The organism is Variovorax sp. FG153, from assembly GCF_057809595.1.
In genome coordinates, this window is sequence record NZ_JBMDKG010000001.1 from 540,546 (window position 1) to 559,909 (window position 19,364).

A 19,364-nucleotide genomic window follows, 5' to 3' on the forward strand; every position below is an offset into this window, starting at 1 on the left:
CTGCATTGCCCCTCGAGGGGGCGTTCAATCAGCGAACGAAACGTCGAGTCGCTTACTTTGCCGTAGGCATCACGAACTCCGCCCCCTTCGGCGTGCTCTCGGGCCAGCGCTGCATGATCGACTTCTGCTTGGTGTAGAAGCGCACGCCTTCCTCGCCATAGGCGTGCATGTCGCCGAACAGCGAGCGCTTCCAGCCGCCGAAGCCGTGCCAGGCCATCGGCACCGGGATCGGCACGTTGATGCCGACCATGCCGACCTGGATGCGGCGGCCGAACTCGCGTGCCACGTTGCCGTCGCGGGTGAAGCAACTCACGCCGTTGCCGAACTCATGGGCGTTGACGAGATCGACGGCGTCCTTGAAGTTGGCGACGCGAACGCACGACAGCACCGGGCCGAAGATCTCTTCCTTGTAGATGCGCATCTCGGGCGTGACGTGGTCGAACAGGGTGCCACCCATCCAGAAGCCGTCGTCGCAGCCCTTGCCGGCCTTGGCGCCGTCGAACTGGCGGCCATCGACCAGCAGCTTCGCGCCTTCCTTCTCGCCCTGGGCGATGTAGCCGGTGATGCGCTCGTGCGCGGCGCGCGTAACGATCGGGCCCATCTCGGCCTCGAGGTTCTCGCCGTCGAGCACCTTCAGGGTCTTGGTGCGTTCGATCAGCTTCGGCATGATCTTCTCGGCCGCATCGCCCACCAGCACCGCGACGCTGATCGCCATGCAGCGCTCGCCGGCCGAGCCGTAGCCCGCGCCGATCAGCGCGTCGACGGCCTGGTCGATGTCGGCGTCGGGCATCACCACCATGTGGTTCTTGGCGCCGCCCAGGGCCTGCACGCGCTTGCCGTGGCGCGCGCCGGTTTCGTAGATGTAGTTGGCGATCGGGGTCGAGCCCACGAAGCTGATGGCCTTGACGTCGGGATGCTCGAGCAGCGCGTCGACCGCGGCCTTGTCGCCCTGCACCACGTTGAACACGCCGTCGGGCAGGCCTGCCTGCTTGAGCAGCTCGGCGATGCGCAGCGAGGGGCTCGGGTCGGTCGGGCTGGGCTTGAGCACGAAGGTGTTGCCCGCGGCGATCGCCACCGGGAACATCCACATCGGCACCATCACCGGGAAGTTGAAGGGCGTGATGCCCGCGACAACGCCCAGCGGCTGGCGCAGGGTCCAGTTGTCGATGCCGGTCGAGACCTGGTCGGTGAAGTCGCCCTTGAGCAGCTGCGGAATGCCGCAGGCGAACTCGACGATGTCGATGCCGCGGCTGACTTCGCCCTGCGCGTCGGTGAACACCTTGCCGTGCTCGGCGGTGATCAGGTGGGCCAGCTCGTCCTTGTGCTGGTTGAGCAGCTCGAGGAACTTGAACATCACGCGCGCGCGGCGCAGCGGCGGGGTGTCGGCCCAGGCCGGGAAGGCGGCCTGCGCGGCGGCCACGGCGGCGGCGACCTGGCTGGCATCGGCCAGGCCGGCGCGGCCGGTGACGGCACCGGTGGCCGGGTTGGTCACGTCCTGCGTGCGGCCCGAGGTGTTGGCGACGGCCTTGCCGGCGATGTAGTGATCGATGGACTGGATGGGCATGGTGCGTGTCTCTGGTGTGAAAGGAGGCGGGAATGCGGGGATCGAGGGCAGTTTAGGCAGCGAGGCCGCCGCCGCCTAGACGCGAAGCTTGAACTTATTGTTTGCGATAGTGAACAATGGATCCATGAAGACCCAAAATATCGAGTCGCTCTGGACCCACCTGCACTGGCTCACGGTGCTGGCGCAGCAGGGCAGCTTCACGGCGGCGGCGCTGCGGCTCAACGTGAGCAAGGCGGCCATGAGCCAGCGCATCGCCGAGCTCGAGCGCGCGGCCGGCGCCTCGCTGGTGCAGCGCACCACGCGCAGCGTGCGGCTCACCGAGGCCGGCCAGCGGCTGGTGGAGGACATGCGCGGGCCCTTCGAGCAGATCGCCCACAGCTTCGAGGGCGTGCGCGACCTGGCCGGCGTGCCGCGCGGGCTGGTGCGCGTCACCGCGCCGGTGGCGCTGGCGCGCCAGCAACTGGTGCCGCGGCTCGCGGCCTTCCTGCGCGCGCAGCCCGAGGTGCGCATCGAGCTCGACATGTCGGACCGCCTGAGCTCGCTCGCGATGGAGGGTTTCGACCTCGCGATCCGCCACACGGCCGCACCGCCCGACACCCACGTCGCCTGGACCCTGTGCGACACCCGCTCGGTGCTGGTCGCGAGCCGTGCCTACCTGCGCCGCCGCGGCACGCCGCGCGAGCCGCAGGCGCTGGCCGAGCACGACTGCCTGCACTACCCGCGCGCGCAGGAAACGCCGACCTGGCATTTCGAGGCGCGGGCCGCGGCCTCGAAGGCGGCGGTGCAGCGCATCACGGTGCCGGTGTCGGGGCCGCTGGTGGCCAACAACAGCGAGGCGCTGCGCGACGCGGCCGTGAGCGGCCTGGGCATCGCGCTGGTGCCCGATTTCAGCGCACAGTCGGCGCTGCAGTCGGGCAAGCTGCAGGAAGTGCTGCCGCAATGGCGCTCGGTCGGTGCCTTCGGCGAGAAGCTCTATGCGATCCGTCCCTATGCCACCCATGTGCCGCGCGCCGTGGCCGTGTTCGTGGCCTGGCTGCGCGAGACGCTGGCCGAGGGCTTCGACGCGTGAGCGAAGCACCGACAATGCAACGCCACGGCGCGAGAGCGCCGCACCCTCCCATCCTTTCATGACACGTTTTCTCCACACGGCCGACTGGCAGATCGGCCGCCAGTTCGCGAGCTTCGACCCCGAGCACGCGCCGATCCTGGCCGAGGCGCGCATCGCCGTGGTCGAACGCCTCGCCGCGCTCGCGCTCGAGCACCGGGTCGACGCGGTGCTGGTCGCGGGCGACGTGTTCGATGCCCAGACCGTCTCCGAGCGCACGCTGCGCCGGCTGTTCAATGCACTGGCCGCCTATCCGGGCCCCTGGCTGCTGATTCCCGGCAACCACGACGCCGCGCTGGCCGAGAGCGTGTGGACGCGCGCGCAGCGCCTGGGCGCGGTGCCGTCCCACGTGCACCCGCTGCTCGCGCCCGAGCCGCGCCTGTTCGAGGCCCAGGGCTTCGCGGTGCTGCCCGCGCCGCTCGCGCAGCGCCACACCTACAACGACCTCACGGCCTGGTTCGACGAGGCCGACACGCCCGCGGGCCTGCTGCGCATCGGCCTCGCGCACGGCAGCGTGCAGGGCCTGCTGTCGGAGGACATCGATTCGGCCAACCCGATCGCGCCCGAGCGCGCGGCGAGCGCGCGGCTCGACTATCTCGCGCTCGGCGACTGGCACGGCTGCAAGCGCATCGACGCGCGCACCTGGTACGCGGGCACGCCCGAGCCCGACCGCTTCAAGGACAACGGCTCGGGCCAGGCGCTGCTGGTCGAGATCGACGCGCCCGGTGCCGAGCCGCGCGTCACCCAGCTCCAGGTCGGCCGCTTCCGCTGGCAGGCCATCGCCGGCGTGCTGCAGGTCGCGACCGACGTCGATGCGCTCGAAGCGCAGCTCGAGGGGCTCGATGCGCACGACGTGGTCGACCTGCGCGTGCAGGGCCGCATCGACCTCGCGGGGCTGCAGCGGCTGCAGGCCGCGATCGGTCGCGCGGAGGCGCGCGCGCGCCATCTGCAGGCCGACCTGTCGGCGCTGCGGCTCGAGCCCACCGACGAGGACATCGCCGGCCTGCGCGCCGACGGCTACCTTGGCGAGGTGATGCAGGAGCTGCGCGAGGCCCAGGCCGGGGCGGACCCGGCGCAGGCGCGCATCGCGCAGGACGCACTCGCGCTGCTCGCGGCCGAACTCGCGCGCGGCGCGGCGGAGGGGGCCCGGCCATGAAGCTGCAGATCACCCGCTTGCGCGTCGAGCAGCTGCGACGCTTTCGCGCGCCCTTCGAGCTCGATGGCTTCGAGCCCGGGCTCAACATCGTCGCGGCCGCCAACGAGGCCGGCAAGAGCACGCTGGTGCGCGCCATCCGCGCGGCCTTCTTCGAGCGCCACCGTTCCACCCAGGTCGAGGACCTGCGCCCCTGGGGCGAGGGCACGGGCGCCGCGCCGCAGGTCGAGCTCGACTTCCTGCTCGACGGCCAGCCGCACCGGCTGATGAAGAGCTTCCTCGCGAAGAAGCGCTGCGTGCTCGATGCCGGCGCGCGCAGCCTCGAGGGCACCGAGGCCGAGGACCACCTGGCGCAGTTGTTCGGCTTCTCGTTCGCGGCCAAGGGCGCGAGCCGGCCCGAGAACTGGGGCATTCCGGGTCTGCTGTGGGTGGAGCAGGGACGCGGCCAGGAGCTCGACGTGAGCCATGCGCGCGATCACCTGCACGATGCGCTGCGCGACCCGGCCGGCGATGCCGCGGCGCCGCTGGCCGCGAGCGGCGGCGATGCGCTGCTCGACAGCCTGCGCGCGCAGCGCGACGAACTCCTGACCTCGACCGGCAAGCCACGCGCCGCCTATGCCGAAGTCATCGAACAGGCGGCCACACTGCAGGCGCAGCGTGCCGCGCTCGATGCGCAGATCACCACCTACCGCGAGCAGGTCGACCAGCTCGCGCTGATGCGCCAGCAGCACCAGGCCGACGAGACGGCCCGGCCCTGGGATGCGCTGCGCGAGGAATTGCAGGCCGCGCAGACGCGCAACGAAGCGCTGCAGGCCGGCCAGGCGCAATTGCTTGGCGACCGCGCACGGTTGCGGCAGCTGCAGGAGACGCGCGACCTGCTCGCCAAGGCACTCGAAGGCCTGGCGCAGCAGCAGGCGACGGCGCAGGCGCGCGAGCGGGCCGCCGACGAGGCCGAGCGCCAGTTGCGCGAGAGCGACGAGGCCGTGGCCCAGGCGCGCACGCAGGCCGATGCGGCGCAACGGCGCGTCGATGCCGCGCGCGAGGCCTGGCGCGCGGCGAGCCAGGAAGCGCAGCGGCGCGGCCTGCAGCAGCAACTGCAGCAGGCCCAGGCCGAGGTCGTGCGCCATGCCGAGAACTTCGCGCGTGCCGAGGATGCGCAGGAGCGGCTCGCTGCCCTGCGCGCCACGGCCGGCTCCACACCGGCGATCCAGCCGGCCGAACTCGATCGGCTGCTCAAGCTCGAGCGCGCCGAGCGCGATGCCGACCTGCGCCGCCAGGCTGTCGCCACGCGATTGCAGTTCATGCTGCCCGAAGGCCAGGCGCTGCGCCTGCAGGCGCGCGGCGAAAGCCACGAGCTGCGCGCCGAGGGCGAACGGCTCGTCGATGCGCCCGCCACGCTGCACCTGCCCGGCGGCGGCCAACTGATCATCACGCCCGGCGGCAACGATCTCGCGGGCCTGGCGCGCCAGCATGCCGATGCGCGCGAGGCGCTGCAGGCGGCGCTGCGCTCGCTCGGCGTGGACGAGGTCGCGCAGGCCCAGGCGCGGCAGCGCGCCGCGGCCGACCTCGAGGCCCAGACCCGGCTCGCGCAGCAGGCGCTGGCGATCGTCGCGCCGCGCGGCATCGACACGCTGCGCGGCGAGCACGCCCAGGCGCAGGCACGCCATGCGGGCGCGCAGGTCGCGCTCGAACGGCTGCCCGCAACGCCCGCGGGCGAGTTGCCCTCGATGGAAGAGGCCGAGGCCGCGCAGGAAGCCGCCGTGGCGGCCGAGCAGGCGCTGCGCAAGACCCTGGGCGAGGCGCAGCGCCGCCAGTCGGCCGCGCAGGGCGCGAGCGAGGCAGCGCGGCGCGAACTGGCCGCGGCCCAGGCCACGCTGGCCGACCCGGGCCGCCAGCAGCGCCAGGCGCAGGCGAACCAGCAACTGCTGGCCGCGAGCGCCGAGGCCGATGCCCTGGCCGCGCGCATCGATCTCACCGAGACCGAATTGCAGGCCGCGCGACCCGACATCGTGCTGCAGGACATCGAGCGGCTGCGGCGCAGCATCGAGCAACTGATGCGCGGCCACCAGCAGCGGCGCGAACAACTGCTGGTGCTCGAGAGCGCCTTGCAGCAGTCCGGTGCCCAGGGCCTCGAGGAACAGCGCGAGGCGCTGGCCGGCCAGCTCGCGCAGGCGCAGCGCCGGCAGGGCGACCTGCAGCGCCGTGCCGAGGCGCTGTCGCTGCTGTGCCGCAAGCTGGAGCAGAAGCGGCAGGCCACGCTGACCCGGCTGCAGGCACCGCTGCAGGCGCGCATGCAGCACTACCTGCCGTTGCTGATGCCCGGCGCCACGGTCGAGATGGATGCGGGACTCGCGCCCGCCACGCTCACGCGCGCGCGCCTGGGCGGCGCGGTGGAGAGCGGTCAGTTGCAGGAGTTGAGCTTCGGCGCGCGCGAGCAGCTGCGGCTCATCAGCCGCTTCGCCTATGCCGACCTGTTGCAGGAGGCGGGCCGTCCGACCCTGCTGATCCTCGACGACGCGCTGGTGCACAGCGATGCGTTGCGCCTGGCGCAGATGAAGCGGGTGCTGTTCGATGCGGCGCAGCGGCACCAGGTGCTGCTGTTCACCTGCCATCCGGAGGATTGGCGCGACATGGGGGTGGCGCTGCGGCCGCTGGCCTGAGCGGGCTTGGCCCGGCTGGCCTTACTTCGCCAGCCCGACCGGCATGCTCGCCAGGGATATCTCTTCGGGTTGCGTCTGCACCGACACGGCCGACACGGGTGCCTGCGCCACGGCCGCCCGCTCTCGCTGGACCGCGAGGTAGAGGCAGCCCATCGTCACGACCACCACCACCAGCGACACGAGCACGGTCCATGTGGCGAGCGATGCCTCCTTGGGGCCGCCGCCGTCCGTCATCCAGTTCTTTTGCGCCACAGCCATTTGGGAACCTCCGGGAATATGGCGGGAATGATCGTGGCGGGGGCTCGGGGCGGTGCGTCGGACGGCGCCGATGGGGCCTGTAACTGAATGCCTCCTGCGCGTGGGAGCGGCCGCCGCTTCAGGCCTTGGCGGCGGCCACGGCCGCGGCCGGCGTGGCGCGGAAGGTCACGCCAAGGCGGTTGAAGGCATTCATCAGGCCGATGGCATAGGTCAGGTCGACCAGTTCCTTCTCGCTAAATTCGGTTCTGGCGGCCTGGTAGTCGGCGTCGGGCACGCCGGTGTCGGCCACGCGGGTCACCGATTCCGACCAGGCCAGCGCGGCGCGTTCGCGCGCGCTGAACACGGCGCCGGCCTCGTGCCACACCGGCACCAGCACCAGCTTGTCGACGGCGAGGCCGCCCTTGAGCAGGTCGCGCGAATGCATGTCGATGCAGTAGGCACAGCCGTTGATCTGCGAGACGCGCAGGTAGACGAGGTCGACCAGTTCCTTGGGCAGGCCGCTCTTCTGGAGCGCGGCGTACACCCCGCCGAAGGCCTTGTAGCCTTCGGGCGAAACCTTGGCGTAGTCGATGCGATGGGTCATGACGGAATCCTCTGGATGCGATGTGGCGATGAAGGACTTCATGGTGCCCGTGCTTGGCATAGTTCGAAAGAGCCAAGATCGGCCTTGCGCACTAGGCCATGATCCGGCCTTCCCGCTCGCTCACAGCAGCTTCAGGATCCGCCGCGCCAGCGCCTCGGCCGTGGCCTGCGAATCGACGTTCGTGAACCCCACCATCAGCGCGGGCGCGATGTCCCGGTCGACGGCCCAGTCGGTCAGCGCCTCCGCGAACAGTCCTTCCTCGCGCATCCGCGCGACCAGCCGGCGGTCGGAGCGCCGGCCCTGCAGCCGCAGGATCAGGTGCATGCCGCCGGGCTGTTCGTCGATGCGCACCCTGGCGCCGAGCACGCGCTCGAGGCCGGCGCGCGTGGCATTGCGGCGCTCGGCATAGAGCCTGCGCATGCGCTGGATGTGCCGCGCGAAGTGGCCCTCGGCGATGAAGTCGGCGACGATCGCCTGCGTGAGCTGCGGGCTGCCGCCCGCGAACATCGACAAGGCCTGCTCGAAGCGCCCGACCTGCGCCTCGGGCACGACGAGGTAGGCCAGCCGCAGGCTCGGGAACAGCACCTTGCTGAAGGTGCCGGCATAGATCACGCGGCCGTCGCGGTCCAGGCTCTTGAGCGCGGGCAGCGGGCGGCCCGCATAGCGGTACTCGCCGTCGTAGTCGTCCTCGACGATCCACGACCGGTTGCGCCGGGCCCAGTCGAGCAGCGCGAGCCGGCGCGGCAGCGACAGCGAGACGCACAGCGGGCTCTGGTGCGCGGGCGTGACCACCGCGGCGCGCGCCTTCGGGGCGAGCCGCAGGCCTTCGTCCACCACCAGGCCCTCGGCGTCCACCGGCACCGCCACGCCCGCGAGCCGCATCGCCGCCAGCAGTTCGCGCGTGGGCGGATAGCCGGGGTTCTCGAACCACACGCGGTCGGCCGGTTCGAGCAGCGCCTGCGCGACCAGCTCGAGCGTGTGGCGGTAGCCCGAGGTGAGGAAGACCTGCGCGGGTGCGCAGTCGATGCCGCGCGACACATGCAGGTAGGCGGCGATCCCGGCGCGCAGCGCGGGCAGGCCCGGCACCGCCGGATGCGTCATGTCGATGGGCTGCATCGCGCGCGCGGCGCGTGCGCCGAGTCGTGCCCAGATCTTGCGCGGGAAGACGTCGAGCGCGGGCAGGCCCATCTGGAACGGCAGGATCGAATCGGGCCGGAAGCTCGGCGCGTAGGGCCTGGCCGCGGGCGCTGGCCGTTCGCGCGCCAGGGGCATGCGCGGCCGCAGGCCCGGCGACACCACCGTGCCCGCCTGCCCGCGCGCCTGGATGTAGCCCTCGGCCGAGAGCAGGCCGTAGGCGGCATCGATGGTGCCGCGCGCCAGGCCAAGCTCCTGCGTGAGCGCGCGCGCCGAGGGGATGCGGTCGCCCGGGTTCAGCGTGCCGTTCGCGATGGCGTTGCGAAAGCGTTCGTAGATCTGGCGGTAGAAGGGCTCGGCGGATTCGCGGTCCAGCGGGGGAAGGGTGCCCTTGCTGCCGGCGGCCATGGCGTGCGGTGCCCGCTCAGCCGAACATCGCGCGCGAGATGCCCGCGCGCCGCAGCATGGCTTCGAACACCAGCCGGTTGACGGGGCCGCGCCCCGCGACGCGCGTGGCTGGCACGGTCTCGAGGATCTCGGCGGGAATCGCGCGGTTCGGCCCGCGCCCGGCATCGGAGGCGAGCTGGATCTCGCAGGCGCGCTGCAGGGTCCACAGGCGGTTGAAGGCGGTCGGGATGTCGGGCCCCGCGGCCAGCAGCCCGTGGTTGCGCAGGATCAGGTGGTTGGCCTGGCCGAGCGAGCGCACCAGCCGCGGCTGCTCGTCGAGGTTCGTGGTCACGCCCTCGTAGTCGTGGTAGGCCACGTCGCCGTACATCATCGCGCTGTAGAAGTTGTCGTGCCGCAGGCCCTCTTCCTTCGACGCGACGGCGCAGCCCGCGGTGGTGTGCACGTGCATGATGCAGTGCGCATCGGGCCGCGCGGCATGCACGGCGCTGTGGATCACGAAGCCCGCCTTGTTGACCGTGTAGGCGCTCTCGCTTTGCGAGTTGCCGCCGATGTCGGTGCGGATCAGGTTCAGTGGCGTGACTTCGGCGTAGTGCAGGCCGAAGGGGTTGATGAGGTAGCGCGCTTCCGATCCCTCGCCGGCCTCGTCCACGCGCAGCGTGATGTGGTTGAAGATCAGCTCGGTCCAGCCGAGGTGGTCGAACAGCCGGTAGCAGCAGGCCAGGTCGAGCCGGGCGGTCCATTCGGCGGCCGGCATGCCGGCCGGCGCGGGGGGAGCGGGTGGGGCCGAGGCCGCATCCATCGTCATTCGTGTGTCTCCTGGGTTCTTCGTTCGGATCGTGGGTGCGCTGGTCAGTCGACGGTGGCGCCGGTCGACTTGATGACCGCACCCCAGCGGTCCACTTCCTTGTCGATCCAGCGCGAGAAATCCTCGGGCGAGCCGGCCACCACGTCGAATTCCAGCTCCCGGAGTTTCGCGCTGATCTCGGGCGAGCGCACGATCTTCACGATCTCGGCATTGAGCCGGTCGATCACGGGCCGCGGCGTGCCGCCGGGCGCGAGGAAGCCGACCCACGAGGTGGCGACGAAATCGGGGTAGCCCGACTCGACCATCGTCGGCACCTCGGGCACGTTCGCGAAGCGCTTCTCGCCCGTGGTCGCGATCACGCGCAGCCGGCCGTCCTTGACGAACTGCTGCACGTTGCCCGGCACCAGGAAGGCGCTCTGCACGTTGCCGGCCACGAGGTCGACCAGCGCCGGCCCGGCGCCCTTGTACGGCACGTGCGTGATGTCGACCTGCGCGGCGGACTTCAGCATCTCCATCGTGAGGTGCGAGGCGCTGCCCACCGCCACCGAGGCATACGACAACCCGCCCTTGCGCGCCTTGGCCAGCGCCACGAACTCGGCCGGCGTCTTCGCGGGCAGGTCGGCATTGACCACGAGGTACTGCGGCGAGGTCACGGCCAGCGTGATCGGCGCCAGGTCCTTGCGCGGATCGAAGGGCATCTTGCGGAACAGCGTGGCGTTGATCGCGATCGGCCCGTTGTAGCCCACCAGCAGCGTGTGGCCGTCGGGCGGCGACTTGGCGACGTAGTCGGCGCCGATGTTGCCGCCCGCGCCGGGCCGGTTCTCGACGATCACCGGCTGGCCCAGTGCCTCCTGCAGCTTCGGCTGCACCAGCCGCGCCACCGTGTCGTTGGTGCTGCCGGTGATCGGCACGATGATGCGCACCGGCCTGGTGGGCGCCCAGGGCGCGGCGGTGCTGGCGCCGGCCAGCACGGCGAGGCCGAGCAGGCTTGCGAGCTTCTTGATGCGGTTCATGGCGTCTCCTTGGCGGACTACTTCTGCGGCGCGGGAATGGAGGCGATCACGCCCGCCCACTTGTCCGACTCGGCGTGGATGAAGCTCTTGAAACCGGCCGGCCCGAGGTAGCGCGGTTCGGCCGCGAGCCCGACGATCTGCGACTGCACCTCGGGCTTGGCGACCACGGCCTGGATCGCGCCCGCGAGCTTCTCGATCGCCTCGGGCGGTGCCTTGGCGGGTGCGAACAGGCCCATCCACGCGGTGGCCGAATAGCCGGGCACGCCGCCCTCGGCGAGGGTCGGAATTTCGGGCGCGACCGCGCTGCGCGTGGCGCTGGTCACGCCGAGCGCCACCAGCGCGCCGCTCTTGATGTGCGGATAGGCCGAGGTCAGGTCGACCACCGCCACCGGCAACTGGCCGCCGAGCAGGTCGGTGACCGCGGGGCCGCTGCCGCGGTAAGGCACGGCGACCAGCTTGAGCTTCGCCATGCTGGCCAGCAGTTCGCCCGCGAGGTGTTGCGCGGTGTACTGGCCGGTGGTGCCGTAGCTCGTGCCCTCGGGCGTGGCGCGCGCCTTCTCGATGAAGCCGCGCAGGTCGCGCAGCCCGGTCTTCGCGCCGGCCACCAGCACCAGCGGGATGTCGGCCACCTTCGCGACCGGCGCGAGCTGCTCCTGCGGCTTGAGCGGCGCGGCATCGGGCAGGTTCGGATTGACCACGATCGCGCCGGTGGCGCCCATGCCGATGGTGTAGCCGTCGTGCGCGGACTTCGCCACGCCGATCAGGCCGGTGGCGCCGCCGCCGCCGGGCTTGTTGTCGACCACCACGGGCTGGCCCAGCGCAGTGGAGAGTTCGCGCCCGACGATGCGCGCGATTCCATCGGCCGAGGCGCCTGGCGCGAAAGGAACGACCAGCGTCACCGGCCGGGAAGGAAAGGGCTGCGCCGTGGCGGCGAAGGCGCAAAGCGCGAGGGCGGCGCTCGCGAGCGCACGCGCCCTCAGGCGCGTCGAAAGGGTCTTCATGGGGCTTGTCTCCGGTTCGTGGGTGGCGTCGACGGACGGCCGGGCTTCGATGGCCCGGTCCTGCCCGTCGTGTGTCGATGTCAGTCGGGCGCGAGGTCCTTGATGTCCTCGCAATGGATCAGCTCTTCGTCGCCCGCGGCGAAGTCGCCGCGCGGCGCGCTCAGGATGCGCAGCTGCACCCAGATGCCGTCGCCCATGTTCTCGACGATCTCGCCGATGGCGCCGCTGCGCAGTTCGAGCCGGCGGCCCGCCTCGAGGTGCATGATGTTCAGCATGGGCGGGCCTCAGAAGAACATGGTGAGGTTCTTGGCCAGCAGCACGTTCTGGCCGAGCCGGATCTCGCGCCGCGCGAGCTGCCACCGGCCGTCCACGCGCCGCAGCACGTCGCTGCGCTTGCCGGCGAAGTAGTACTCCTCGTGCTCGCAGCGGTTCTGGTAGATCAGGAAGCCGCTGAGCACCGACACCTCCTGCTGGCCGGCCGCGTTCTCGCCGATCGCGGTGAGCTGCACGTTGGTGACGAGGCGGCACAGCCGCGACAGCGGCTCCTCGGCCCAGTGCACGCCGGTGAGGATCTGTTCGGCGCGCTTGGTCAGGGTCCACTTGCCCTCGTTGAACCAGCTCATGTCCTTCTCGTAGCGGGTCTTCTCGCGCGTCTCGTGCTGGCCGAACTTGACGTTGAACATCATCGGCATGAAGTACACAAGGTCCTCGGTCAGCGTGTCCAGCCATTCGCGAAAGCGCCGCTGGTCGAGCATCTCGGCCTCGTCGTAGAGGAACTCCTCGATCTCGCGCTTGAGTTCGTAGTAGCGCGCGTCGCGTGGCGGCCTCGGCGGCGGGCTGGCGACGGCGGTCGGTTCGGTGAGGGTCTCGGTCATCGATGCGTCCTTCGTGGGAGGTTCGGTCAGGAATTCGGTGCGGGCGGGATCGGTCCGCCCTGGTTCGCGAAGCAGCCGACGTCGACCACCGTGCCAGAGACGGTGGCGGCGTCGTCGGACAGCAGGAAGGCCACGGCGTTGGCCAGGTCGCGCCCGTTGGCCGGGCGGCCCGCCACCGTGCCCGCGACCTTGCGGCCCGCGAACAGCGCGGCGTCGCCGCCCACGCGGCCCACGCTCATGCCCGAGACGATGCCGCCGCCGCCGGGGATCGCGAGGTTCACGCGGATGTGCTGGTGGAAGTGGTCGTAGGCCATCGCGGTGGTGAGCGCGAGCACCGCGCCCTTGCTGGCCGCGTAGGCCGCCATGTTGGGCTTGCCGTGGCCGGCGCCCGAGCCGATGTTGACGATCGAGCCGCCGCCCTGCGCGGCCATCGTGGGGATGACGGCGCGCGAGGCGAGGTACACGCCCTTCACGTTGACGGCCAGGATGCGGTCGAACATCTCCTCGCTCGTGTCGAGCACCGTGCCGAGCGGGCCGATGGCGGCGTTGTTGACCAGGCCGTCGATGCGGCCGAAGCGCGACAGCGCGCGTTCGACCACGCGTTCGACATCGGCGGCGCTCGACACATCGGCCTCGAGCACCTCGATGCGCTCGGCCAGGCCCGCGGCCTCGGCCGCGGCGCGCACGCCCTCGAGGCCTTGCGCGGTGCTCGAGACCTGCGGCTGCGCGAGCCCGAAGGCCAGCACGCGGTGGCCGCGCCGGGCCAGCTCGAGCGCAATGGCTTCGCCGAGGCCGAAGGTGCCGCCGGTGACGAGGGTGACGGGCTGGTGCGCCATGCCTGTTGATTCCGCTGCCGTCATTCGGCGAAGCTCGCCGCGCCGGTGTCGTGGCGGCCCAGCAGGGTGTCCCAGTCGGCGCCGTCCATGTAGTCGCGCCAGCGGCGGTAGAACTGGCGCGGGTTCTCCTCGCTGACCTGCAGGCTGACGTTGCCGGGCACCGGACCCTCGGTCGTGACCTTGCCCATCGACTGCTGGTAGTTGTAGGGATAGCGCTTGGCGATGGTGCCCCGGCTGCCCGCGGTGGCGTAGTTCCAGTTCTCCATGTCGTCCTGCTCGGTCATGCCGGCCGGACCCGAATAGCGCATGTAGTAGGTGCGCAGGAAGTCCTTCACCTCCTGCGGGGCGTCGGCGTCGACCAGGAAGAAGCGCCAGGCCTCGGTCGACTCCGGCCCGTTGGGATGCCACACGCAGAGGTTGCGCGGCTGCTTGCCGTGGAACGAGGTGTTCGGATAGATGGTGCCGACGAAGGGCACCAGCCGGTTCTTCTCGGCGCCGAGCCGGCGCTTGCGCTCCTCGTGGCAATGGCGGAAGTACTCGGCGATCACCGGGTTGTTCTTGTAGGTGTCGACGAAGGGCGTGTCTTCCGGCAGCAGCGCGCTGTGCACGCCGTGGCCGGCGGGGAAGTTCACCCACAGGTGCTGCGCGTACTCGAGCTCGTTGTCGCGCCGGCCCTTCACGCCGACCTCGGCGCTCGGGCCGATGCCGATCAGGTCGACCGAGCGGTGGCTCACGTTGTGATAGGTGTCGCCGAGGAAGTTCTCGGCCGCGAACTTCCAGTTGCAGGGGATCACCCATTTCTGCACGCCCACCAGCACCTCGGAGCCGCCCTCGCGGCCGTCGCGGCAGTCGAGCGCGAGGTCGAGGTGCGCGCGCGCGTCGCCCAGGTAGGTGAGGAAGTCGGGCGCGTCCTTGTCCCAGGTGGCCCACACCGTGCCCTTGTAGATCGCGAGCTGCGCGACCTCGATCAGCGACCAGTTCTCCTTCTCGAGGCAGCCGTCGTAGATGGCCTTGAACTGCGGCACGCCGAACAGCTTGCCCTCGGTGGTGTAGCTCCAGCTGTGATAGGGGCAGGTGAAGAGCTGCGTGTTGCCGTGGTCGTACTGGCACACCTTCATGCCGCGGTGGCGGCAGGAGTTGAGGAACACGTGCACCTTGTTCTTCTTGTCGCGCGTGAGGATCACCGACTCCGCGCCCATGCGCGAGGTGAAGTAGTCGCCGGGCTTGGGGATCTGGCTCTCGTGGCCCACGAAGAGCCAGGCGCGCGTGAACACCTTCTCGAGCTCTTCCTCGTACACGTCCTTGCTCGAGAAGATCTCGCGGCTGATCGTGCCCTGCTTGAGGTCGACCATCCGGTGATAGACCATCGGTGTCGTCGTCGTCATTCGTTGCGTCCTTGTCGTCGTGTGCGTCGGGTGGGGAATCGGAGAGCGGCGCTTCAGTTGAAGCGTTCGCAGAGCATGTCGGCGCGCGAGAGGCCGGCCGAGGCCGCGGCACTGCGGCCGGCCTCGACCATCGGCGGCGGGCCGCACAGGTAGATGCGCGTGGCGGGATCGAGCGCGAGCGTGCCGATCAGGTCGGTGGCATAGCCGCCATGGCAGGCGTCGCCGGGCTCGGCCTCGGCGGCCAGGCGCACCTCGAGCGCCGGCAGCCGTTGCTTGAGCTGTTCGATGCGCTCGAGCGCGAACAGGTGGGCGCCGGTGCGCACGCCGAGCAGCAGCGTGGTCGGCTGCATCGCCGCGCCTTCGCGCGCGGCGATCGCCTCGAGCATCGAGAGGAAGGGCGCGAGACCGGTGCCGCCGGCCACGAACAGGCGCGGCCGCGGTTCCTGGCGCAGGAAGAAGCTGCCGCGCGGCTCGCTGAGTTCGAGGGTGGCGCCGACCTCGGCCGACTGCGCGAGCCAGCTCGAGAAGGCGCCGCCGTCGACCAGCCGCACATAGAACACCAGCGTGCTGTCGCCCGAGGCATTGGCCATCGAGTAGGAGCGCCAGGCCTCGCTGCCCGCGGCGCGCAGGCGCACGTACTGGCCGGGCTGGAAAGTCACGGGCGCATCGACGCGGACCTCGAGCCGCATCGTCTCGAGCGCCACGCGCTCGATCGCGCTGACCGTGCCCGCGATCGGTGGCGGCTCCTCGGCCGTGGCCTCGGAGAGGTCGTAGGGCAGCTCGATCACGCAGTCTTGCGTCGTGACACGCGAGACGCAGCACAAGGTGGCGCCGTCCGCGCGGTCGGCATCGGGCAGCACGGCGCGGTCGTAGTCGCCGAGTTCGACGCTGCCGCAGACCAGCTGCGCGGTGCAGGTGCCGCACTGGCCGTTGCTGCAGTCGGTCAGCAGGTGGAGCCCGGCCTCGGCGGCCGCGGCCACGACGGTGTCGCCGGGATTCGCGTCGACGCGGCGCGTGCCGCCATCGGCGAAGAGCAGGGTGATCGCGACGCTGGCGCTCATCGGTGGCTCCTTCGGTGCGCCGGTCAGTCGACCTTGAGGTTGGCGTTCTTCGCGAGCGCGGTCCAGCGCGCGATGTCGGCGGCGATCTGCTTGCCGAAGGCCGCGCTGTCCACATGGCCCGGCTCCATGCCGAGGGCCTGCAGCTTCTTCACGGTGTCGGGCTCGGCCAGCACTTCCTTGAGCGCGGCGCGGATGCGGTCCGCCACCTCGGTGGGCGTGCCGGCGGGTGCCACCAGGCCGGTCCAGATCGGCACGTCGTAGCCGGGCGTGCCCGACTCGGCGATGGTCGGCACCTGCGGCAGCACGCTCGAGCGCTTGGCTGTCGTCACGGCCACGGCCTTGAGCCGGCCGGCCTGGATCTGCGGCAGCACCGCCGCGATGTCGAGGAAGCCGAGGTCGACCTCGTTGCCCAGCAGCGCGGTGATGACCGGCCCCGTGCCCTTGTAGTTGACGTGCGTGAACTTCGCGCCGCCCTCGCTGGTGTAGAGCTCGGCCGCGAGCTGGAACGAGGACGAGGCCACGCCGTGGTTGAGTCCGCCGGCCGGTGCCTTGGCCGCGAGCGCCTTGAGCTCGGCCATGGTCTTCGCGCTCGACGCGGCGTTGGTCGTCACCACTAGCGGGAACGAGCCCAGCAGCGCCACCGGCTGGAAGTCCTTGACCGGGTCGTAGGGCAGCTTGCCGTAGACCGCCGGGTTCACCGTCATCGCGCCCGACGAGGCCACGAACAGCGTGTAGCCGTCGGCCGGCGCCTTGGCCACCAGCTCGGCCGCAATGATCGAGTTGGCGCCCGCGCGGTTGTCGACCACGAAGGACTGCTTGAGCCGCTCCGAGAGCTTGACCGAGATCAGCCGGGCCAGGATGTCGTTGGTGCCGCCGGGTGCGAAGCCGACCACCACGCGCACCGGCTTGTCGGGATAGGCGGCCTGCGCGGGCGCGGCCAGGGCTGCAAGAAAGAGGGAAGCGGCCGCCAGCAACGAGCGGCCGCGGAGGCGGGAAGGGGTGGCGGGGTTCATCGTGTCTCCAATCGCTTTTTGATGGTTGGTTGTCCGTTGTGTGGACTGTACGCTCATTATACGGACAAGATTCGATCGCGCAATCGGGCCGCGCCGGCGCGGCCGTGCGGCGCGGGGAGGGGATCGGGCGGGAAGCGAAAATGCCGCGATGCAAAGCGACGACACAGGAGGGGCCATGGAGCCGAAGGAGAAGAATTCGGAGAACGTGCGCGCGGTCAACCGCGCCCTCGACATCCTTCTGGCGTTCACCAAGGACGACGCCGAGCTCACCGCCGGCGAGCTGCTGCAGCGCGTGGACCTGAGCCGGCCCACGCTCTACCGGATCCTCTACACGCTCGAAACCAAGGGCTTCATCGTCTCGGTCGGCGACCCGCAGCGCTTCCGGCTCGGGCCCTCGGTGGCGCGGCTGTCGCACGTGTGGACCGAGACGCTGGACCTGTCGGCGCTGGCCGAATCGATCATGCGCGGGCTGTGGAGCGAGACCCGCGAGACGGTCGCGATGTTCGTGGCGCAGGGCGAGATGCGCCTGTGCCTGGCCGAGATGCCGAGCCCGCAGCCGCTGAACTTCAAGCGCGGCGTCGGCTACACCGAGCGCATCGCGCGCGGCGCCAGCGGCCGCGCGATCCTGGCCTTCATGCCCGGGGCCGACGAACGGCTGGAGCAGTACACCAGGGACCTGAAGATCGACCTCAAGAAACTGCGCGCCGAACTCGAGCGCACGCGCGAGCGCGGCTATGCCGTCAGCCGCGACGAACTGATCGAAGGCGCCGTGGCCGTGGCCGCGCCGTTCTACAACGGCCGCGGCGTCGCGGGATCGATCGGCATCTTCGGCCCGGCCGCGCGCATCGGCGAGGGGCATGTGGAGGCGCTGGGGCGGCAGGTGGTCGCGGCTTGTGCGCGGCTGTCGCAGGCGTTGGGGGTGAAGGGGGCGGTCCCGTAACGGATCTTCTTTAAAAGTGTCCTGGATAATGGACATTTTCTGGATTTTTCCGGAAAATGTGGCGTATGCAGGACAAGATCAGGCTGCCCATCGAACTCGGCCAAGCCATTCAACGAGCGCGCAAGGAAGGTCGCCTGAAGGCAACCGACATTGCTACGCGGTCGGGCCGCGCGCGCAATGTCCTCTATCGGCTCGAACGCGGGGAGGACATCACCGTCGCATCGCTGCTGGACATCCTGCGCGCCATGGATCTCACGATCCGCCTGGAGCGCCTGGGCATGCCCACGCTGGAGGAAGTCGCGCAGCGCTTCGGGCAGGACGAGGACGACGACGATGCTTCCTGAAAAGATCAGGCAGCTCGAGGTCGAGATCGCCGGCGCGCCGGCCGGCCAACTGCTCAAGCATTCGATCTACGAGTTCCGGTACCTGGACAGCCAGACTGAGCAGCCCTCGGTCGCATTGCTCATGCCGCCGACCCGGCCGACCTACCAGGACGGCAACCTCTTCGCGGTGATGGACCAGAACCTGCCCGAGGGCGATCTGTACCTGCGGCTGCGTGCCATGTTTCCGAAGCAGGAGCTGACCCCGATGCACCTGCTCGCGGTGGTGGGGTCGAACGGTATCGGCCGGCTGGGCTTCCGGCTGCCGGGGGCGCCGGCGCTCGCCGCGCCCCGGCTCATCGACCGCAAGACCTTGCTGGCCACCCGCTACACGCCCGAGGTGTTCGACGAACTGGTGCGGGCGTACATGAGCACCGGTGCCGGCATCGGCGGCATGCAGCCGAAGATCATGGTGCCGGACCGGGTCAGCGTTCCGGTGCCCACCATCATCGTGAAGGCGGCCGCGCCGTCCTACCCCGGCCTGTCGGCCAACGAATTCCTGTGCCTGACAGCGGCCGGCCACGCCGGCATCGAGACACCCACCTTCGACCTCTCGGACGACGGACAACTGCTGCTGGTCGACCGCTTCGACATCGCCGCCGATGGCTCCCGCATCGCCTTCGAGGACATCGCGGCGCTGATGGGGCTTCGCGTGCGCGATATCCAATCCGACCGGAAGTACCACGGGAGTTACCAGCGCATCGCCGAGCTGATGCGGTACCTCCAGTTGCCGATCGAAAACCTCGAGCGTTTCTTCGAGCAGGTTGCTTTCAGCGTCATGGTGCGCAACGGCGACGGCCATCTCAAGAACTACGGCCTGCTCTATACCTCGGCGGCCGACTGCCGCCTCGCGCCGATGTTCGACGTGGTGACGACGTCCCTCTACCGGTACACGCGCTACGAAGGCGGACCCGAGCTCGAGGACCGCACATTGGCCCTCAAGCTCTTCGCCGGCAAGGGCCACACCAAGGCCTATCCGACGACCGAGGAACTGCTGCAGTTCGGCAGCAAGGTCTGCGCGGTCGCGAAGCCGGAAAGGGTGCTCGCGCGAATCGCCGAGGGAATGGGCAAGACACTGGACCTGGCGGCCCGTGACCCGCGGATTCCCAAGGAGCTGCTGGCACAGATGCGAGACATCTGGAGCGATGGCATGGCCCACGCCAAGGGTCGGTAGGCCAGCGGAACACCTG

Annotated in this window: 19 protein-coding genes; 6 read left to right on the forward strand and 13 right to left on the reverse strand. The window is 70.4% G+C overall.

The annotated features are described in order from the left end of the window. Nucleotides 1–52: 52 nt before the first annotated feature. Nucleotides 53–1,564, reverse strand: a complete 1,512-nt coding sequence (locus ACODT0_RS02585) for a CoA-acylating methylmalonate-semialdehyde dehydrogenase (RefSeq protein WP_489040485.1) — start codon at nucleotides 1,562–1,564, stop codon at nucleotides 53–55. Nucleotides 1,565–1,688: 124 nt separating this feature from the next. On the opposite strand from ACODT0_RS02585, the gene ACODT0_RS02590 reads away from it, so the two are divergent. Genes ACODT0_RS02590 through ACODT0_RS02600 form a run of 3 tightly spaced genes read left to right on the forward strand, consistent with a single transcriptional unit; the run spans nucleotide 1,689 to nucleotide 6,482 of the window. After that, nucleotides 1,689–2,633, forward strand: coding sequence for a LysR family transcriptional regulator (locus tag ACODT0_RS02590; protein ID WP_057592669.1), 945 nt, complete (start codon nucleotides 1,689–1,691; stop codon nucleotides 2,631–2,633). Between the two features lie 58 nt (nucleotides 2,634–2,691). Continuing rightward, nucleotides 2,692–3,825, forward strand: coding sequence for a metallophosphoesterase family protein (locus ACODT0_RS02595; protein WP_489040486.1), 1,134 nt, complete (start codon nucleotides 2,692–2,694; stop codon nucleotides 3,823–3,825). Then, complete coding sequence (locus ACODT0_RS02600) at nucleotides 3,822–6,482, forward strand: AAA family ATPase (protein WP_489040487.1); 2,661 nt, start codon at nucleotides 3,822–3,824, stop codon at nucleotides 6,480–6,482. The genes ACODT0_RS02595 and ACODT0_RS02600 overlap by 4 nt, the downstream gene beginning before the upstream one ends. Nucleotides 6,483–6,503: 21 nt before the next feature. Here ACODT0_RS02600 and ACODT0_RS02605 read toward each other — a convergent pair whose 3' ends face one another. From ACODT0_RS02605 to ACODT0_RS02660, 12 genes are all read right to left on the reverse strand, one after another. Next, nucleotides 6,504–6,740 carry a hypothetical protein gene (locus ACODT0_RS02605; protein WP_057592671.1) on the reverse strand — a complete coding sequence of 79 codons (237 nt, stop codon included), beginning with the start codon at nucleotides 6,738–6,740 and terminating at the stop codon, nucleotides 6,504–6,506. A 118-nt stretch (nucleotides 6,741–6,858) separates the two neighbouring features. Next, nucleotides 6,859–7,323 carry a carboxymuconolactone decarboxylase family protein gene (locus ACODT0_RS02610; protein WP_057592721.1) on the reverse strand — a complete coding sequence of 155 codons (465 nt, stop codon included), beginning with the start codon at nucleotides 7,321–7,323 and terminating at the stop codon, nucleotides 6,859–6,861. A gap of 120 nt (nucleotides 7,324–7,443) precedes the next feature. Beyond that, complete coding sequence (gene pdxR / locus ACODT0_RS02615) at nucleotides 7,444–8,865, reverse strand: MocR-like pyridoxine biosynthesis transcription factor PdxR (protein WP_489040488.1); 1,422 nt, start codon at nucleotides 8,863–8,865, stop codon at nucleotides 7,444–7,446. A gap of 16 nt (nucleotides 8,866–8,881) precedes the next feature. Beyond that, nucleotides 8,882–9,670, reverse strand: coding sequence for a class II aldolase/adducin family protein (locus tag ACODT0_RS02620; protein ID WP_413765529.1), 789 nt, complete (start codon nucleotides 9,668–9,670; stop codon nucleotides 8,882–8,884). Between the two features lie 44 nt (nucleotides 9,671–9,714). Then, on the reverse strand, nucleotides 9,715–10,683 hold the full coding sequence (locus tag ACODT0_RS02625) for a Bug family tripartite tricarboxylate transporter substrate binding protein (protein WP_489040489.1): 969 nt from the start codon (nucleotides 10,681–10,683) through the stop codon (nucleotides 9,715–9,717). A gap of 17 nt (nucleotides 10,684–10,700) precedes the next feature. Further along, complete coding sequence (locus ACODT0_RS02630; protein WP_489040490.1) at nucleotides 10,701–11,684, reverse strand: Bug family tripartite tricarboxylate transporter substrate binding protein; 984 nt, start codon at nucleotides 11,682–11,684, stop codon at nucleotides 10,701–10,703. Between the two features lie 80 nt (nucleotides 11,685–11,764). Next, complete coding sequence (locus tag ACODT0_RS02635) at nucleotides 11,765–11,959, reverse strand: hypothetical protein (protein WP_093352531.1); 195 nt, start codon at nucleotides 11,957–11,959, stop codon at nucleotides 11,765–11,767. Between the two features lie 9 nt (nucleotides 11,960–11,968). Continuing rightward, on the reverse strand, nucleotides 11,969–12,559 hold the full coding sequence (locus ACODT0_RS02640) for a 3-phenylpropionate/cinnamic acid dioxygenase subunit beta (protein ID WP_413765526.1): 591 nt from the start codon (nucleotides 12,557–12,559) through the stop codon (nucleotides 11,969–11,971). 26 nt (nucleotides 12,560–12,585) lie between these two features. Continuing rightward, the gene (locus ACODT0_RS02645) at nucleotides 12,586–13,395 is read right to left on the reverse strand and encodes an SDR family NAD(P)-dependent oxidoreductase (RefSeq protein WP_413765525.1); all 810 of its coding nucleotides are present in this window, start codon (nucleotides 13,393–13,395) and stop codon (nucleotides 12,586–12,588) included. 20 nt (nucleotides 13,396–13,415) lie between these two features. Beyond that, on the reverse strand, nucleotides 13,416–14,780 hold the full coding sequence (locus ACODT0_RS02650; protein ID WP_057592678.1) for an aromatic ring-hydroxylating oxygenase subunit alpha: 1,365 nt from the start codon (nucleotides 14,778–14,780) through the stop codon (nucleotides 13,416–13,418). Nucleotides 14,781–14,833: 53 nt separating this feature from the next. Next, the gene (locus tag ACODT0_RS02655; protein ID WP_489040491.1) at nucleotides 14,834–15,841 is read right to left on the reverse strand and encodes a 2Fe-2S iron-sulfur cluster-binding protein; all 1,008 of its coding nucleotides are present in this window, start codon (nucleotides 15,839–15,841) and stop codon (nucleotides 14,834–14,836) included. 23 nt (nucleotides 15,842–15,864) lie between these two features. Then, nucleotides 15,865–16,854: a tripartite tricarboxylate transporter substrate binding protein gene (locus ACODT0_RS02660; RefSeq protein ID WP_057592680.1), complete on the reverse strand. Its 990-nt coding sequence runs from the start codon at nucleotides 16,852–16,854 to the stop codon at nucleotides 15,865–15,867. Nucleotides 16,855–17,029: 175 nt separating this feature from the next. Here ACODT0_RS02660 and ACODT0_RS02665 point away from each other — a divergent pair, with 175 nt between their 5' ends. The 3 genes from ACODT0_RS02665 (at nucleotide 17,030) to ACODT0_RS02675 (ending at nucleotide 19,348) form a co-directional block, all read left to right on the forward strand. Continuing rightward, nucleotides 17,030–17,794, forward strand: a complete 765-nt coding sequence (locus ACODT0_RS02665) for an IclR family transcriptional regulator (RefSeq protein ID WP_489040492.1) — start codon at nucleotides 17,030–17,032, stop codon at nucleotides 17,792–17,794. 65 nt (nucleotides 17,795–17,859) lie between these two features. Further along, nucleotides 17,860–18,138: a helix-turn-helix domain-containing protein gene (locus ACODT0_RS02670; protein ID WP_413765522.1), complete on the forward strand. Its 279-nt coding sequence runs from the start codon at nucleotides 17,860–17,862 to the stop codon at nucleotides 18,136–18,138. Beyond that, complete coding sequence (locus tag ACODT0_RS02675) at nucleotides 18,128–19,348, forward strand: type II toxin-antitoxin system HipA family toxin (RefSeq protein WP_057592683.1); 1,221 nt, start codon at nucleotides 18,128–18,130, stop codon at nucleotides 19,346–19,348. Before ACODT0_RS02670 ends, ACODT0_RS02675 begins: the two co-directional genes overlap by 11 nt. Nucleotides 19,349–19,364: the final 16 nt, after the last annotated feature.